Genomic DNA, 16551 nt, shown 5'->3' on the forward strand with positions numbered 1-16551 from the left:
ACTTTCTCGGAAAGTCGCGCAAGGTATTGATCTTGCGCGACTTTTTTTGATTCTGTACACTGCTCAATAATTCTTACCGTTTGGAGCACTTTGATGCACCATCGCCGCAACGCTGCAGTGAATCGATTTTTCCAGTGGATGGGTTTCGCGCTCGTGAGCGCTGCCCTCATTTCGCCCTCTGTGCACGCGGCAGATGTCAAAAAGCCAGGGGTCAAAAAACAGCAGGTCAGCGCAAGCAACGCGAAGCGTGCCGTGGCACCACGCAAGGTGGCCGCCAGCATCAAGCCCACGCGCGTCGCTGCCCGGACTGCCAAAGCACCTACCAAGGTGGCGTTTGTTCCAGCCAAGCCCTCTTTCGGCCAGATGGCGGGCTTGCACGAGGTCAATGATCCGCTGGACCTCAAGTCCAGCGTAGCGCTGGTGGTGGACCAAGACACCCATGAGGTGTTGCTCCGTAAGAACGATCAGGCTGTGCTTCCCATCGCCTCGCTGACCAAGCTCATGACGGGTATGCTGATTTCGCAGGCCAAGTTGCCCATGGACGAACCTGTCACCATCACGCAGGACGATGTAGACACCGAAAAGGGGAGTCGGTCGCGTTTGACCGTGGGTACCACGCTGACGCGTGGCGAGATGCTGCACTTGGCGCTGATGTCCAGTGAGAACCGGGCCGCCCATGCACTGGGTCGTACTTACCCGGGTGGGTTGGAGGTCTTTGTGACGCAAATGAACGCCAAGGCCAAGTCACTGGGCATGAATGATACTCACTATGTGGAGCCCACGGGTCTGTCCAGCCGTAACCAATCCAGTGCCCGCGATCTTGCGACCTTGGTGGGTGTGGCGCATGGAGATCCTCTGTTGCGTGAGCTGTCCACTTCCCCCGGCTATGAAGTGGCGGTGGGGCATAAGACGCTTCAGTACAACAACACCAACGGTCTCGTGAAAAATCCTACCTGGGACATCGGTCTGCAGAAGACCGGTTATATCTCCGAGGCAGGGCGCTGCTTGGTGATGCAAGCCCAGGTGGCGGGACGCAAATTGATCATGGTGTTCCTGGACTCTGCAGGTAAATTCAGTCGACTGGGCGATGCCGAGCGGGTGCGCCGCTGGGTGGAGTCGAATCCTTCGTTGGCCGCACCTTTACAGGCGGTACGGAGCAACAACGGCTGATAGGCAGACATCTCCCCACATGCGCCTGACAGGCTGGTCCTGTCAGGCGTTTTCTTTTGTAGTGCGAGTCCGGTCTCGCAAACGGTCTTGGGTAAATAGGGTCAGCGGGCATCTCTTGTCTTGAGTGGGTTGGGATGCGATGAGCTGGCAAGACCATGCCGGAGGCTTGCTGCGCGTGTCCCACGCACACCGTGCAGCGCTTGCCTCGATGCCTCAATACGCCACTGCGGCCCCGCCAATAGCGCCATTGGCAAATGGGGTGTGGATGCAGAACATCAGCGCAATTCGGTGCGTTGGTTGGTGATTGGGTTATGACTCGCGTCGGTACTTGGCGTATAGCCCAGGGCCAGTGAAATTTCGTTCGCCGTTGCTTGCAGCTTGGGCAGCCAGCCTTCATCCAGTCTGTCAGCGGGGGCAGAAATGGACAGGCCTGCTACCAGTTTTCCCTGGTCGTCATACACACCGGCTGCCATACAGCGCACGCCCAACTCAAGCTCTTCGTTATCGCGGGCAATACCGTATTGCCGGGCCTTTGCCAGTTCCCGCTCCAGCACGGGCAGCTGGGTGATGCTGTTGCGGGTGTGGCCTGCAAGACCGGTGCGGGTGGCATAGGCACGAACGCGCTGGGGGTCATCCAGTGCGAGGAAGAGCTTTCCTGTAGAGGTCAGGTGCAGTGGCGCCCTGCCGCCAATGGCGCGCACGACCTGCATGCCCGACCGCTCACTGTAGGCACGCTCCACATACACAATCTCGTCGCCCTGGCGCATGCTCAGGTTCACGGGCTGCTGGATCAGCTTGTGCAGACTGCGCATGGGGGTCAGCGCCGCATCACGAACGCTCAGGCGTGCCTTCACCAGGTTGCCCAGCTCCAGCAGTCGCATGCCCAGCCGGTAGCTGCCCGATTCGGGGCGGTCCACAAACCGTCCAATGGTCAGGTCGTTCAGGATGCGGTGAGTCGTAGAGGGGTGCAGCCCTGTCTTTTCGCTGATTTCCTTCAGGGAAATCGCCTCTTCACGAGAAGCCAGAACATCGATCAGAGTGAACATACGCTCAAGCACCTGAACGCTGGGTTTGAGAGGGATGCTGGAATCGGTTTTTTTCATGAGCGGCTATGGTGCGAAGGCCGCCACATTTTATCTTGTGAAATGTTAACGCGTATTCAGGTGCTCGCGTGGCCGGTGTCTGCTACCCGGTGCCATAGCCCATCGGTACGGATTTCATGGGGCACAAAGCGTGCCTTGTAGTTCATCTTGGGGCTGGTTTCTATCCAGTACCCCAGGTAGACATGGGGCAGGCCCAGTGCATTGGCTTGCGCAATTTGCCACATGACGTTGTAGGTGCCGTAGCTGCAATGGGGCTCGGGTTCGTAAAACGTATACACGGCAGACAGGCCGTCATCGAGCACGTCAAGAATGGAGACCATCTTGAGCGCACCGGGTTCGCCTGATGCGTCTGTCTCGCGGAACTCCACCAGTCTCGAGTTCACCCTGCTTTGCAGCAGAAACTGTGTGTACTGGTCGATGCTGTCATGGTCCATGCCACCGCCTGCATGGCGGCCGTTCTGGTAGCGCAGGTACAGCTGGTAATGTTCGGGCACAAAACACAGCCGTAGCACCCGGGCCTGCAGTTGGCCGTGGCGTGTTGCCGCGCGTCTTTGGCTGCGATCAGGCTTGAATTCGTTGACCAGGACCCGCAGCGGTGTACACGCCTGGCATCCGTCGCAATAGGGGCGGTAGGTGAACATGCCACTGCGGCGAAACCCTTTGGTTACGAGGTCGGAATAGAGATCGCTCTGGATCAGATGGCTGGGGGTGGCGACCTGCGATCGTGCCTGACGGTCCGGCAGGTAACTGCAGGGGTAGGGGGCTGTCGCGTAAAACTGCAGGGTCTGCAGTGGAAGGTCATTGAGTTGCGTCATGCCGGATCGATCTTGGGTGGCAGCAGCTCGTTCCAGTATACGGGCTCAAATCTCCAGGGGATGGCAGGCTGTTGTCGCGCTTTGTCCACATGTACCAGGAAATCGGCGCGGGGTATTTCCCGGCCGCCCAGGGAGGTCAGGTGCTGCGTATTCTGCTGGCAGTCAATCAAGCTGATGCCATGGCGGCGGCAAAGGCAGACCAAGGCTGCAAGAGCGATCTTGGAGGCGTCGGTCGCATGGGCAAACATGGATTCTCCGAACACCGCACGACCCAGTGCCACGCAGTACAGGCCCCCTATGAGTCGGTCGTCCACCCAGGTTTCCACGCTGTGGGCATGGCCTGCTCGGTGCAAATCAGTGTAGGCGTTCACCATCTCCGGCACGATCCAGGTTCCAGCCTGGCCATCGCGTTCCTTGGTGGCACAAGCCGTGATGACGTCCTGGAATGCGCTATCGACACGTATTTCGCAATGCGCCTGTCTGCGAAACGCCTGCAGCCGTTTGTTCAGTGATCGATGCAGCCGAAATTCCGACACTGGCAGCACCATGCGCGGATCGGGTGCCCACCACAGGATGGGTTGCCCAGGGCCATACCAGGGAAAGGTGCCCTGCGCGTACGCGGCACGGAGGCTGTCCACATCCAGTGCACCACCTGCGGCCAGCAGTCCCGGCGCAGGGTCACCTTCTCCCCATGCAAGGGTCGGGGCTGGAAGGGGGGCGTCAGGTTCGAGCCAGGGGAGTTGCGGGGGCATGCGGGCGTGTGTCGCAAAGGCACTATTGTCTGGCAAGCACTGGCGCGCTGCGTGGTGGGGTTTCGGCCAACAAAAAAGCCCCACACTCAGAAAGTGTGAGGCTTTTTCAGATTGGCTCCTCGACCTGGGCTCGAACCAGGGACCTACGGATTAACAGTCCGGCGCTCTACCGACTGAGCTATCGAGGAATGATCGGTATCTATCAACTGACTAACTAAAAGGCCCCGCTTTTTTTATGCAGGGCCTGCAAATTCTTGGCTCCTCGACCTGGGCTCGAACCAGGGACCTACGGATTAACAGTCCGGCGCTCTACCGACTGAGCTATCGAGGAACAAGACTTAGATTATATACACAAAAATTGTCCCGAATCCACAAAACTGACTGCATCGGTTCGCAAACCTGCGCGCCAACCTGGAGCCCTACGGCGCGATATGCTGGGCACCCTGCTGCCAATTTGGCGGTCTGTGCCTTGCCTCCAAGCCTGTCTCATATTTCATGACCATCCACACCATTTTGAAAATGGGCGACCCCCGCCTGCTGCGCGTAGCGCAGCCTGTCACAGCGTTCGACACTGACGAGTTGCATCAGCTGGTGCGGGATATGTTCGAGACCATGGCCTCCGTGAACGGAGCCGGCCTTGCCGCGCCGCAGATTGGGGTAGATCTGCAACTCGTGATCTTTGGTTCCAACGACCGCAATCCGCGCTATCCGGATCGGCCGCTTGTGCCGCCCACCGTACTGCTCAACCCGGTGATCACGCCCCTGGGGGTGGAAGAAGAGGAAGACTGGGAGGGTTGCCTCTCCGTGCCCGGCTTGCGCGGCAAGGTGCCCCGCTGGTCGCGCATCAGCTACACAGGCTTCGATTTGTACGGCGACCCCATTGACCGCACGGTAGATGGCTTCCATGCGCGCGTCGTACAGCACGAATGCGACCATCTGATCGGCAAGCTGTATCCCATGCGGGTGCGTGATTTCACGCAGTTCGGGTTTACCGAGGTGCTGTTCCCGGAGATCAGTGCCACCGAAGACGACTGATAGAGATCCTCTCCTGGGCCTATCCCTGCGCGGTCAGGACGACAGTTCCTGCAGCAGCTCGGTTTCGATCTGGATCTGGCGGGCGTTGTTTTGCAGCTCTGGGCCCTGGATGAGAAAGGTGTCTTCCACCCGCTCGCCCAGGGTACTGACCTTGGCCAGTTGCACGCTCAGGTGGTGCTGCGCCAGGATGCGTGCCACGAGATATAGCAGACCGGCACGGTCGCTGGCCGAGATCGCCAGCAGCCAGCGCTGGGCCTTTTCGTCGGGGCGCAAGGTCACCCGGGGCGCTACCGGAAAGCTCTTGACCCGGCGTGACACCCGCTTGCGGGTGGGTTCTGGCAAAGGGCCGCCTTCCTTGATCACGCGCATCAGGTCGCTCTCGACCATGTGGGTCAGCTCGCGGTAGTGTCCGGGCTGCTCCGATGCCGAAGAGGCCACGACCTGAAAGGTGTCCAGCGCATAGCCGTTGTTGGCGGTGTGCACCCGCGCATCGAGGATGCTGAAACCCACACGGTCGAAGTAGCCGCAGATGCGTGCAAACAGGTCGGCCTGGTCGGCGGCGTAGACCATCACCTGCAGCCCATCACCCGCCAGCGACTGGCGGGCGCGCACCACCGGCTTGGCCGTGCCCACATGGCGCGACAGGTGGCGTGTGTGCCAGGCAATGTCGGCAGCGTCGTGGCGCATGAAATAGCTCACGTCGAGCGTGGCCCACAGCGCCTTGTGCGCTTCAAAGGGCAGGGCGTTGAGCGCCAGCAGCACCAGCGCCTCGCGCTTGCGAGCCTCGATCTCGGCGGCTGCATCGGGGGCGCGGCCGCCCAGGGTGCGCAGTGTGGCGCGGTACAGGTCTTCCAGCAGCTTGCCCTTCCAGGCGTTCCAGACCTTGGGGCTGGTGCCGCGGATGTCCGCCACCGTGAGCAGGTACATGGCCGTGAGGTTACGTTCATTGCCCACGCGGCGTGCAAAGGCAGCAATCACATCGGGGTCGCTCAGATCCTGCTTTTGCGCCACAGTGCTCATGGTCAGGTGCTCACGCACCAGAAACTCGATGAGCCGGCCATCTTCGCGGTCCACGCCGTGCTGGCGGCAAAAGCGCCGTACTTCTTCTGCGCCGATTTGCGAGTGGTCGCCACCGCGCCCCTTGCCAATGTCATGGAAAAGCGCCGCCACATACAAAATCCAGGGCTTGTCCCAGCCGCCCGCCAGCTGCGAGCAAAAGGGGTATTCGTGCGCATGCTCGGCCATGAAGAAGCGGCGCACATTGCGCAGCACCATCAGGATGTGCTGGTCCACCGTGTAGACGTGGAACAGGTCATGCTGCATCTGCCCCACGATGCGACGAAACGGCCACAGGTAGCGGCCTAGCACCGAGGTCTGGTTCATCAGCCGCATGGCGTGCGTGATTCCCGAGGGCTGCTGCAGGATGCGCATGAAGGCATCGCGGTTGACCGGGTCTCGACGGAAGGCGCTGTCCATCACGCCGCGTGCGTTGTACAGCGCGCGCAAGGTGCGCGCCGACAGGTCCTTAAGCCCCACGGTGGTCTGGTAGAGCAGAAAGGTCTCCAGGATCGCATGCGGGTCACGGGTGTAGAGGTCGTCACTCGCCACCTCAATGAGGCCCGCCTTCTCGAAGAAGCGCTCGTTGATCGGACGTGGCTCGTGGGTCGATGGGTTCAGGCGCTCTTCGATGTTGAGCAGCAGGATCTGGCTGAGCTGCGACACGGCCTTGGCTGCCCAGTAATAGCGGCGCATCAGGCTTTCGCTGGCCCGCATAGGCAGGCGCGAGCCGTCGGGTGCTTGCGAGCGGTAGCCGAACGACTCGGCCACGGCGGTCTGCAGGTCGAACACCAGCCGGTCTTCGTGCCGCCCCGCCGCTGCATGCAGACGGGCACGGATCAGACAGAGCAGCGCTTCGTTGCGCTCGATCTGGCGCACTTCGAAGGCCGTGGCCATGCCGCTGGCGGCCAGCTCCTTCCAGTTGCTTCCCAACCCGGCAGCCTGGGACACCCACAGGATCATCTGCAGGTCGCGCAGCCCGCCGGGCGACTCCTTGCAATTGGGCTCTAGCGAATAGGGCGTGTTCTCGTATTTGGTGTGGCGCTGGCGCATCTCCAGCGTCTTGGCGACCAGAAACGCCTGGGGGTTCATCTGAGCCCGGTATTGGCGTTGGAACTCGGAAAACAGCGCGGCATTGCCGCACACCAGCCGCGATTCGAGCAGCGAGGTCTGCACGGTGACATCCCCCGCACTCTCGGCCAGGCACTCGGCCACGGTGCGTACGCTGGATCCGATCTCCAGACCCGTGTCCCAGCAGCTACCAATGAAGCCTTCGAGCTTGTTGCGCAAGGCGCTGCCGGCCTCGGGCGCCGTGCCGTCGGGCAGCAGCAACAGGACATCGACATCGGAATAGGGGAACAACTGGTCGCGCCCAAATCCGCCGACGGCCACCAGGGCCATGTCGTCGGGCAGCTCAGCACGCTGCCACAGGGCCTGCAGCAGGTTGCCCGCCAGCGACGACAGCTTGCGCAGGAGCACACGGATGCCGCGTGTCGATGCGCCGGTGGATTGCATGGCCGCCAGCAGCGCGGCCTTGTCGCTGCGGTAGGCGTCGCGCAGGGCATGGAGTTCAGTCATGGTCGGTAAGTATCGTGGGAGGCCATGAAAAAGCCATGCAAGAGTTGTGCAAGCGGCTGCCTTTTTGCGCGGGAACCGGTGGCCCGGCGCTCGCCTCAGGTCTTGGTGGCAGTCACAAAGGACGGCAACGGGGGCGAACCTGCTGACAGCGTCATCACCTCGTACCCCGTGGGCGTGACCAGTACCGTGTGCTCCCACTGGGCCGACAGGCTGTGGTCCTTGGTCACGATGGTCCAGCCGTCGTTGCCAAATTCCTTCACTTCGCGGCGGCCGGCATTGATCATGGGCTCGATGGTGAACACCATGCCGGGTACCAGTTCTTCGAGTGTGCCGGGCTTGCCATAGTGCAGCACCTGGGGTTCTTCGTGGAACTTTTGGCCAATGCCGTGGCCGCAGAACTCGCGCACCACCGAGAAGCCGTGCCCTTCGGCAAACTTCTGGATCGCGTGGCCGATATCACCCAGCCGCGCGCCAGGCTTGACCTGCACGATGCCATGCCACATGGCTTCAAACGTCAGCGCTGACAGGCGCTTGGCAGCGATCGAGCACTCGCCGATCAGGAACATGCGGCTGTTGTCACCGTACCAGCCGTCCTTGGTGATCACGGTCACGTCCACATTGACGATGTCGCCCTTCTTGAGCGGCTTGTCGTTGGGGATGCCGTGGCATACCACATGGTTGACCGAGGTGCACAGCGAAGCCGGGTAGGGCGGGTAGCCCGGTGGCTGGTAGCCCACGGTGGCCGAGATGGTGCCCTGCTGGGCCATGCATTCGGCGCCCAGGCGATCGATTTCTTTGGTGGTGATGCCGGGCTTGATGTGCGGTGTGATGTAGTCCAGCACTTCGGAGGCCAGACGGCAGGCCAGGCGCATGCCCTCGATGTCCTCGGCGCTTTTGATGGTGATGCTCATGGCGCAATTATCCCATTGGGCCCCCGGCTGCGCAGGCGGCCCGGCCATGCCCGGTAAAATGGAAGGCTCCGGTGCTGGTTGCACGCTGGCGCCCGGAGCCACCCTCTACCCCTGACACCCCCCAACAGGCCGCTACCGTGACCTTGCACATGACCACGCTGGCGGGCGGCAACGCCCTCAGCTCCTTCCGCGCCCAGCAACTTCAACCCGCCCTGGAGGCGATCCACCCCAAGATCAGTGGCATTGCAGCGCGTTTCGTGCACCTGGTCGCCACCGATGCGGTCCCCACTCCTGCAGAACAAGAACGCCTGGCCGCGCTGCTGACCTATGGCGACCCCTACGCTGGCCCTGAAGACGGCGCCGCGCTCATCGTCACGCCCCGCCTGGGAACGCTGTCGCCCTGGGCCTCCAAGGCCACCGACATTGCGCGCAACTGCGGCATCGCCATCCGCCGTGTCGAGCGCATCACCGAGTACCGCATCAGCCTGAAATCCGGCCTGCTGGGCAAGACGCCTGAGCTGACGGCCGAGCAACTGGGCCAGATCGCGGCCCTGCTGCACGACCGCATGACCGAATCGGTGGTGGCCGACCGCAGCGCCGCAGCCGCCCTCTTCACCGAACTGCAGCCCGCCCCCATGGAGCATGTGGATGTGCTGGCCGGTGGTCGCGCGGCACTCGAAGCGGCCAACACCCGCTTCGGCCTGGCCCTCGCCGACGATGAAATCGACTACCTCGTGGCCGCCTTCACGGGCCTGAAGCGCAACCCCACCGACGTGGAACTGATGATGTTCGCGCAGGCCAACAGCGAACACTGCCGCCACAAGATCTTCAACGCCCAGTTCACCATCGACGGTGTGGCGCAGGACAAGAGCCTGTTCGGCATGATCCGCAACACCCACCAGCTGGCGCCCCAGCACACGGTGATCGCGTATTCGGACAACGCCTCGGTGATGGAAGGCCATCAGGTGGAGCGTTTTGTGGCAAAAATGGCCGCAAGCGCTAGTGAATCAAGCGCCAATAGCTATCAAAAAAGTAGCGTTACCCAGCATGTGCTGATGAAGGTGGAAACGCACAACCACCCCACGGCCATCTCGCCCTTCCCTGGCGCTTCGACCGGCGCGGGCGGCGAGATCCGCGACGAAGGCGCCACGGGCCGGGGCTCCAAGCCCAAGGCGGGCCTCACGGGTTTCACCGTGTCCAAGCTCTGGGGCAGCACCGTGGGCAAGCCGGAGCACATTGCCAGCCCGCTGCAGATCATGGTCGAAGGCCCCTTGGGCGGCGCGGCGTTCAACAACGAATTCGGTCGTCCCAACCTGAACGGCTACTTCCGCGAGTACGAGCAGAACGTCGGCGGCGTGCAGCGTGGCTACCACAAGCCCATCATGATCGCGGGCGGCGTGGGCGTGATCGATGCAGAGCTGACGAAAAAGATTGAATTTCCGGCCGGCTCGCTGCTGATCCAGCTGGGCGGCCCCGGCATGCGCATCGGCATGGGCGGCAGCGCGGCCAGCTCCATGGCCACAGGCACCAATGCGGCCGAGCTGGACTTTGACTCGGTGCAGCGCGGCAACCCTGAGATCGAGCGCCGTGCACAAGAGGTCATCAACCACTGCTGGGCACAGGGCACGAACAACCCCATCCTGGCCATCCACGACGTGGGCGCGGGCGGTTTGTCCAACGCCTTCCCCGAGCTGACCAATGATGCTCGCCGCGGCGCGCGCTTTGACCTCCGTGCCGTGCAGCTCGAAGAGTCCGGCATGAGCCCGAAGGAAATCTGGAGCAACGAGTCGCAAGAACGCTACGTGCTGGCGATTGCGCCCGAATCGCTGGAGCAGTTCAAAGCCTTCTGCGAACGCGAGCGCTGCCCGTTTGCCGTGATCGGTACGGCCACCGAAGAGCGCCAGCTGGTGCTGCACGACCCCGCTGCCACGGCCGACGACCAGAAGCTGCCCGTGGACATGCCCATGAACGTGCTGCTGGGCAAGCCGCCCAAGATGCATCGCGACGTGAAGACCGTGGTGCGCGAATTCGCGCCGATGGACCTGACCGGCGTGCCGCTGCAAAAGGCCGTGATCGACGTGCTGGCCCACCCCACGGTCGCCTCCAAGCGCTTCCTCATCACCATTGGCGACCGCACCGTGGGTGGCCTGTCGCACCGCGACCAGATGGTCGGCCCCTGGCAAGTGCCCGTGGCCGATTGCGCCGTGACGCTGGCCGATTACAAGGGCTTTGCGGGTGAAGCGATGAGCATGGGCGAACGCACGCCGCTGGCCGCCATCAACGCCCCTGCCTCGGGTCGCATGGCCGTGGCCGAGGCCATTACCAATCTGCTGGCTGCGTCCATTGAGCTGCCGCGTGTGAAGCTATCGGCCAACTGGATGGCCGCCTGCGGTGAGCCCGGCGAAGACGCTGCGCTCTACGAAACCGTGAAGGCCGTGGGCATGGAACTGTGCCCCGCGCTGGGCGTGTCCATTCCCGTGGGCAAGGACAGTCTGTCCATGCGCACGCAGTGGAATGAAGGTTCCGACAAGAAGAAAGTCACCTCGCCCGTCAGCCTGATCGTGAGCGCCTTTGCTTCGCTGTCCGACGTGCGGGGTACGCTCACTCCCCAGCTCAACGCCACCGAGGCCGATACCACGCTGGTGCTGATCGACCTGGGCAAGGGCCAGAACCGCATGGGCGGCAGCATCCTGGGCCAGACGCTGGAGCAAAGCGGCGACGTGGTGCCCGATGTGGACGACCCCAAAGACCTGGTCAACTTGGTCAACGCCGTGAACGCACTGCGCGCCAAGGGCCAGATCCTGGCCTACCACGACCGCAGCGATGGCGGCCTGCTGGCCGCAGCAGCCGAAATGGCCTTTGCAGGCCACGTGGGCGTGGCGCTCAACGTGGACATGCTGGTGACTGAAGGCGACGGCATCAGCGACAGCCGCATGGAAACCGGTGACGCCAAGAACTGGGCGCAGCAGGTCAGTGCCCGCCGTGAAGAACTGACGCTCAAGGCGCTGTTCAACGAAGAGCTGGGTGTGCTGCTGCAAGTGCGCACCGCCGAGCGCAACGATGTGATGCAGGTGCTGCGCGAGCATGGCCTGTCCAAATTCAGCCACTTCGTGGGCAAGACGCGCCCAGTGTGGTCCGAAATCGACGCAGGCAAGGGCGAACTCCAGGTCTGGCGAGATGCCAAGGCCGTGTTCAGTGCCTCGCTGGCCGACCTGCACCAGGTGTGGGATGCGGTGAGCTGGAAGATCTGCCAGCAGCGCGATAACCCCGCCAACGCCGATGCCGAGCACGCTGCAGCGGGCGAGCCCACCGACCCGGGCCTGCACGTGCACCTCACGTTCGACGCGGCCGACAACGTGGCCGCGCCGTACCTCAACCTGGCCAAACCCAAGGTCGCCATCCTGCGCGAGCAGGGCGTGAACTCGCACATCGAGATGGCCTACGCCTTCACCGAGGCGGGCTTCGAGGCCTACGACGTGCACATGACCGACCTGCAGACCGGCCGCGTCCAGCTCGAAGACTTCAAGGGCGTGGTGGCCTGCGGCGGCTTCAGCTATGGCGACACGCTGGGCGCTGGCATTGGCTGGGCGCGGTCCATCACCTTCAACCCGGTGTTGGCCGCACAGTTCCAGGGCTTCTTCGGTCGCACCGACACGTTCGGCCTGGGCGTTTGCAACGGCTGCCAGATGTTTGCCGAGCTGGCCGACATCATCCCCGGCGCACAAGACTGGCCACGCTTCACCACCAACCAGAGCGAGCGCTTCGAGGCCCGCCTGTCGCTGGTGGAAGTGCTCGAATCTCCCAGCCTGTTCCTGCAGGGCATGGCCGGCAGCCGTTTGCCCATTGCCGTGGCGCATGGTGAGGGTTATGCCAACTTCAAGTACCGGGGCAACGCCGACAAGGCCATCGCTGCGATGCGCTACGTGGACAACCACGGCCGCGCGACGGAGCAGTACCCGTTCAACCCCAACGGCAGCGCGGGTGGCCTGACGGCAGTGACCACGGCCGACGGCCGCTTCACAGCCATGATGCCGCACCCCGAGCGCGTGTTCCGCAACGTGCAGATGAGCTGGACCAGCGAAGACAAGGCGCAGTACAGCGGCTGGATGCGCATCTGGCGCAACGCGCGCAAGTGGGTGGGGTAGCAGGGGGCATCCCCCTGAGCGGCTGCGCCGCTTCCCCCTTCTCTCGATTCGCTGCGCGAATCGGGAAGAGGGACGCAGCCCTCGCTGCGGGGCGGCCCTTGCTCGGCTGCCCTGGCGCTTAGGGTGCGCGGGCTCGGCGGTCTGATGGTGGCGCTATCGCGCCGGGCCAACCCTTCAAGGTCGTGTTCAGGCCGCTGTTAAGGTGCGCTGGTACATCAGCAGTCGGCCCTTGTAGGCCGGGCGGTCTTCCTGCTCGGGGTGGTCCAGTCGCTCTTCCACCACCTCGAAGCGGTGGACCGCCATCTGTTTGTGAAAGCTGGAGCGGTTGCCCCGGTTCGGGTCCACGATCCAGATCTGTGCGCCGTCGCCTGCGTGGTGGTCCAGAAAGGTGGCCAGGGACGCACGGGCGTCGCGTTCGTACAGCACATCGCTGCCGATGATGAGGTCGAACTGGCCTTGCACCGCGTTGGCCGGTGCTGGCGCGTCCGAGCCCCACTGACCCGTACGGTACTTCACGGGTGACAGGCCGTTCAAGCGCGCGTTTTCCTGCAGAAATTGTTGGGCCAGAGGATGGCAGTCGCTGGCAGTGACATCGATACCGCGCCGGTGGCACACCAGGCTGGCCAGACCCAGTCCGCAGCCGATCTCCAGCACACGTTCGCCCGCCAGCAGGGGGCGGCTGGCCATGCGCTGGGCCAGCTGCGCGCCCGACGGCCACAACAGGCCGAAGAGGGGCCAGGCGGCCGATGAGATACCCAGCGCCTCGGCGGCGCCCAGTGGGTCGGCAAACTGCTGCTTGTCCAGCAGCGACTGGATGATCAGGTCTGCCGCGCCGGTGATGGCGATGTCTTCTTGCTTGGTCAGGTAGCCGGGCATGGCGGGGCGGTGAAGCCCGCAGAAGGCCCCATAGCGGGTAGTGGATGAGGGCGCGAGTATGCGCCTTGTGGCTGGGCAGGCATGCCCGCAGGCGGTGTGGGGCTATCTGCGAATGGCATGGCCGCTGCACGACGATGGGGCTTGCGCGGCGGTTGCCTGTGCGTTGCTATAGTGCGGCGCACACCGGCGGCTTGTTCGCCGCATTTTTTTGCGACTCATCCCAAGGACTTCCCATGGCCGCTGGCAGCCTGCTTGCTTTGCTCGACGATATCGCCACCATCCTCGACGATGTGGCCTTGATGACCAAGGTGGCGGCCAAGAAGAGCGCTGCCATGGCCGACGATGTGTCGGTGATGACCAAGGTGGCTGCACAGAAGACGGCGGGGGTGCTGGGGGACGACCTGGCGCTCAACGCCCAGCAGGTGACCGGGGTGCGCGCTGAGCGCGAGATTCCGGTGGTGTGGGCGGTGGCCAAGGGCTCGTTCATCAACAAGGTCATCCTGGTGCCCGCTGCGCTGCTGATCAGCGCCTTTGCGCCGTGGGCCGTGACGCCGCTGCTGATGGTGGGGGGCGCCTTCTTGTGCTTTGAGGGCTTTGAGAAGGTGGCGCACAAGCTGCTGCACGCCCAGCATGAGGATGAGGCCGAGCATGAGAGCCACGCCAAGGCCAATGCCAATCCAGCGGTGGATCTGGTGGCCTTTGAAAAGGACAAGATCAAGGGCGCCGTGCGCACGGACTTCATCCTGTCGGCCGAAATCATTGCGATCACGCTGGGCACGGTGGCCGCTGCGCCCTTCGTGCAGCAGCTCACGGTGCTGTCGGGCATCGCCATCATCATGACCATCGGTGTCTATGGGCTGGTGGCGGGTATCGTCAAGCTGGACGACCTGGGCCTGTGGCTCAACAACAAGGCCAGCAGCGCCGCGCGCGCCCTGGGATCGGGCATCCTGCGCGCAGCACCCTGGCTGATGAAGGGGCTGTCCATTGCGGGCACTGCGGCGATGTTTCTGGTGGGCGGTGGCATTCTGGTGCACGGCGTGCCTGCGTTGCACCATGCGGTTGAGGCCGCAGGCACGGCAGCGGCGCAATGGCCCGTGGGCGGGTTGTGGGCGGTGCTGGTGCCCAACCTGCTGAACGCCGTGGTGGGCATCGTGGCGGGTGGCCTGGTGCTGGCCGGGTGGACCCTGGTTCAGCGCCTGCGGGGCAAGTCCACAGCTTGATAGTGGGTATTCCTTGATCTAGGTCTAAGGGTTACTACCGAGGGCTTGAGGTAAGGCAAGGCCGGGTCGTGGCCGCAGCGGTTCAATGCATGCACGGGGGTCGTCCCCGTCCAACCGATGCGAAATACCATGAAAAAGAACCTGCTGGCTGTCGCCGTTCTCTGTGCCCTGTCTTCTGGCGCTGCCCTGGCGCAACAGGCTGAAGGCCCCTGGATGGTCCGTGCACGTGCGGTGCACCTGGACAGCGCCAACAAGGACAGCACACCGCTGGGCCTGTCGGTCAACAACAAGACCATCCCTGAAGTGGATGTGACCTACTTCTTCAACAAGAACATCGCGGCCGAGCTGATCCTGACCGTGCCCCAGAAGCACACGCTCAGCGCTGGCGGCGCAGCCATTGGCACGCTCAAGCACCTGCCCCCCACACTGCTGGCGCAGTACCACTTTGATGCCCCCGGCTTCAAGCCCTATGTGGGCGCAGGCCTGAATTACACGCGTTTCTCGAGCGTGAACCTGCCTGCGGGTGTGAGCATTGACCGCAACAGCTTCGGCCCCGCGCTGCAAGTGGGTGTGGACATCCCGCTGGCCAAGAACCTGTACCTCAACTTCGACGTGAAGAAGGTTTTCATCAAGACCGATGTGAGCGCAGGTGGTGCCAAGCTGGGCACCTTCAAGGTGGACCCCGTTCTGGTGGGCGTGGGTCTGGGCTGGCGCTTCTAAGGGCACAGGGCCCCAGGCGGGCCCTGCGTTCCTGACAATAAAAGTTCTCCAAGGGTCTGAAGGGCTGGCGCATGCGCCAGCCCTTTTTTTGTGGGTGCGGAAATGGCCTACACACGGCAGTCAGCGAGGCAACGCACAATGGGGCAGGGGAGCGTGTGGGGCGTGCCGCAATGTGGGCGCTCCAGGTGCCTCTGCTTTTGACCACCCGGCGGCGCTGCCGCCCCAACGTCCTGACGACCCATGCTCCTGCCTCGCTATTCCGACATCACCCGCGGACTGACCCAGCGGCCCGCACGCATCTCCCCCAAGTATTTCTACGACCAGCATGGCTCGCAGCTCTTTGAAGCCATCACACGCCTGCCGGAGTACTACCCCACACGCACTGAAATGGCGCTGATGCAGACACATGCAGACAGCATCGCGGGCGCCGTGGGCGCAGGCCGCACCCTGATCGAACTGGGCGCGGGCAACTGCCAGAAGGCCCGCACCCTGTGCCGTCTGGTCCAGCCGGCCTGTTTTGTGGGCGTGGACATTTCGGCGGATTTTCTGGAGCAGGCGGTGCAAGGGCTGCGCGACGACTTCCCGGCGCTGGATGCCCGCGCGCTGGCGGGCGACATGACCCTGGGGGTGTCACTGCCTGACGACATTCCCCGCACCGGGCGCCTCGTGTTCTACCCTGGCTCGTCCATCGGCAACTTCGACCCGCCGCACGCGCTGGAGCTGCTGGCCCACATGCGCGAGCTGATCGACGACGATGGCGGCCTGCTCATCGGCATCGATTTGCCCAAGGATGTGGCGGTGCTCGAAGCCGCCTACGACGATGCAGCGGGGGTCACCGCCGAGTTCAACCGCAATGTGCTGCGGCATGTGAACCGCCTGATCGGCAGCGACTTTGACGTTGCGCAGTGGCGGCACCGTGCGTTCTTCAACACCGAGGCGTCGCGCATCGAAATGCACCTGGAGGCTGCCTCTGACACCGAGGTGTGCTGGCCCGGCGGCGGTCGCCGGTTCGACCGGGGCGAGCGCATCCACACCGAGAACAGCTACAAGTACCCGTTGCCCGTGTTCACCGACATGCTTGCGCGCGCCGGTTTTGCGCAGGCCCAGGCGTGGACGGACGAGCGGGGCTGGTTCGCGGTGGTCCACGCCCGTCCTTGACCGGTGGCTGCC

Annotated in this window: 12 protein-coding genes and 2 tRNA genes; 6 read left to right on the forward strand and 8 right to left on the reverse strand. The window is 63.4% G+C overall.

What is annotated here, in order from left to right; genetic code table 11:
- The first annotated feature begins 93 nt into the window (after positions 1 to 93).
- Complete coding sequence (gene pbpG / locus CLU87_RS06805; protein WP_056067362.1) at positions 94 to 1170, forward strand: D-alanyl-D-alanine endopeptidase; 1077 nt, start codon at positions 94 to 96, stop codon at positions 1168 to 1170.
- A 275-nt stretch (positions 1171 to 1445) separates the two neighbouring features.
- On the opposite strand, the gene CLU87_RS06810 is transcribed toward pbpG, so the two are convergent.
- The 5 genes from CLU87_RS06810 to CLU87_RS06830 all read right to left on the reverse strand — a co-directional run bounded on the left by CLU87_RS06810 (position 1446) and on the right by CLU87_RS06830 (position 4171).
- Positions 1446 to 2273 (reverse strand): IclR family transcriptional regulator, encoded by an 828-nt coding sequence (locus CLU87_RS06810; RefSeq protein WP_056067365.1) that lies wholly within the window; start codon positions 2271 to 2273, stop codon positions 1446 to 1448.
- A gap of 56 nt (positions 2274 to 2329) precedes the next feature.
- Positions 2330 to 3088: an arginyltransferase gene (locus tag CLU87_RS06815; protein ID WP_056067367.1), complete on the reverse strand. Its 759-nt coding sequence runs from the start codon at positions 3086 to 3088 to the stop codon at positions 2330 to 2332.
- Positions 3085 to 3840, reverse strand: coding sequence for a leucyl/phenylalanyl-tRNA--protein transferase (aat, locus tag CLU87_RS06820; protein WP_056067369.1), 756 nt, complete (start codon positions 3838 to 3840; stop codon positions 3085 to 3087). The genes CLU87_RS06815 and aat overlap by 4 nt, the downstream gene beginning before the upstream one ends.
- A 112-nt stretch (positions 3841 to 3952) precedes the next feature.
- Positions 3953 to 4028 (reverse strand) — tRNA-Asn (locus CLU87_RS06825).
- 67 nt (positions 4029 to 4095) lie between these two features.
- Positions 4096 to 4171: transfer RNA gene (locus CLU87_RS06830), tRNA-Asn, on the reverse strand.
- A 164-nt stretch (positions 4172 to 4335) separates the two neighbouring features.
- On the opposite strand from CLU87_RS06830, the gene def reads away from it, so the two are divergent.
- Positions 4336 to 4875 carry a peptide deformylase gene (gene def, locus CLU87_RS06835; RefSeq protein WP_099729940.1) on the forward strand — a complete coding sequence of 180 codons (540 nt, stop codon included), beginning with the start codon at positions 4336 to 4338 and terminating at the stop codon, positions 4873 to 4875.
- A gap of 33 nt (positions 4876 to 4908) precedes the next feature.
- Here def and CLU87_RS06840 read toward each other — a convergent pair whose 3' ends face one another.
- Positions 4909 to 7509 (reverse strand): [protein-PII] uridylyltransferase, encoded by a 2601-nt coding sequence (locus CLU87_RS06840; protein ID WP_099729941.1) that lies wholly within the window; start codon positions 7507 to 7509, stop codon positions 4909 to 4911.
- A 95-nt stretch (positions 7510 to 7604) separates the two neighbouring features.
- Complete coding sequence (gene map / locus CLU87_RS06845; protein ID WP_056067376.1) at positions 7605 to 8420, reverse strand: type I methionyl aminopeptidase; 816 nt, start codon at positions 8418 to 8420, stop codon at positions 7605 to 7607.
- Between the two features lie 137 nt (positions 8421 to 8557).
- Here map and purL point away from each other — a divergent pair, with 137 nt between their 5' ends.
- Positions 8558 to 12565 (forward strand): phosphoribosylformylglycinamidine synthase, encoded by a 4008-nt coding sequence (gene purL, locus CLU87_RS06850; protein ID WP_099729942.1) that lies wholly within the window; start codon positions 8558 to 8560, stop codon positions 12563 to 12565.
- 186 nt (positions 12566 to 12751) lie between these two features.
- Here purL and CLU87_RS06855 read toward each other — a convergent pair whose 3' ends face one another.
- Positions 12752 to 13441 carry a methyltransferase gene (locus CLU87_RS06855; protein WP_099729943.1) on the reverse strand — a complete coding sequence of 230 codons (690 nt, stop codon included), beginning with the start codon at positions 13439 to 13441 and terminating at the stop codon, positions 12752 to 12754.
- A 233-nt stretch (positions 13442 to 13674) separates the two neighbouring features.
- On the opposite strand from CLU87_RS06855, the gene CLU87_RS06860 reads away from it, so the two are divergent.
- The 3 genes from CLU87_RS06860 (at position 13675) to egtD (ending at position 16539) form a co-directional block, all read left to right on the forward strand.
- Positions 13675 to 14661, forward strand: coding sequence for a DUF808 domain-containing protein (locus tag CLU87_RS06860; protein ID WP_056067381.1), 987 nt, complete (start codon positions 13675 to 13677; stop codon positions 14659 to 14661).
- Positions 14662 to 14790: 129 nt separating this feature from the next.
- A complete protein-coding gene (locus tag CLU87_RS06865; RefSeq protein WP_015013729.1) occupies positions 14791 to 15381 on the forward strand; it encodes an OmpW family protein in 591 nt (196 codons plus the stop codon).
- Between the two features lie 240 nt (positions 15382 to 15621).
- Positions 15622 to 16539 (forward strand): L-histidine N(alpha)-methyltransferase, encoded by a 918-nt coding sequence (gene egtD / locus CLU87_RS06870; protein ID WP_099729944.1) that lies wholly within the window; start codon positions 15622 to 15624, stop codon positions 16537 to 16539.
- The last annotated feature ends 12 nt before the right edge of the window (positions 16540 to 16551 follow it).

The organism is Acidovorax sp. 59, from assembly GCF_002754175.1.
In the GTDB taxonomy this organism is placed as follows: Bacteria; Pseudomonadota; Gammaproteobacteria; order Burkholderiales; family Burkholderiaceae_C; genus Acidovorax; species Acidovorax delafieldii.

Excerpts from the sequence above, each read along its gene's own strand:
- pbpG (WP_056067362.1), top strand. The coding sequence starts at position 94 with ATGCACCATCGCCGCAACGCTGCAGTGAATCGATTTTTCCAGTGGATG.
- CLU87_RS06810 (WP_056067365.1), bottom strand. The coding sequence starts at position 2,273 with ATGAAAAAAACCGATTCCAGCATCCCTCTCAAACCCAGCGTTCAGGTG.
- CLU87_RS06815 (WP_056067367.1), bottom strand. The coding sequence starts at position 3,088 with ATGACGCAACTCAATGACCTTCCACTGCAGACCCTGCAGTTTTACGCG.
- aat (WP_056067369.1), bottom strand. The coding sequence starts at position 3,840 with ATGCCCCCGCAACTCCCCTGGCTCGAACCTGACGCCCCCCTTCCAGCC.
- def (WP_099729940.1), top strand. The coding sequence starts at position 4,336 with ATGACCATCCACACCATTTTGAAAATGGGCGACCCCCGCCTGCTGCGC.
- CLU87_RS06840 (WP_099729941.1), bottom strand. The coding sequence starts at position 7,509 with ATGACTGAACTCCATGCCCTGCGCGACGCCTACCGCAGCGACAAGGCC.
- map (WP_056067376.1), bottom strand. The coding sequence starts at position 8,420 with ATGAGCATCACCATCAAAAGCGCCGAGGACATCGAGGGCATGCGCCTG.
- CLU87_RS06855 (WP_099729943.1), bottom strand. The coding sequence starts at position 13,441 with ATGCCCGGCTACCTGACCAAGCAAGAAGACATCGCCATCACCGGCGCG.
- CLU87_RS06860 (WP_056067381.1), top strand. The coding sequence starts at position 13,675 with ATGGCCGCTGGCAGCCTGCTTGCTTTGCTCGACGATATCGCCACCATC.
- CLU87_RS06865 (WP_015013729.1), top strand. The coding sequence starts at position 14,791 with ATGAAAAAGAACCTGCTGGCTGTCGCCGTTCTCTGTGCCCTGTCTTCT.
- egtD (WP_099729944.1), top strand. The coding sequence starts at position 15,622 with ATGCTCCTGCCTCGCTATTCCGACATCACCCGCGGACTGACCCAGCGG.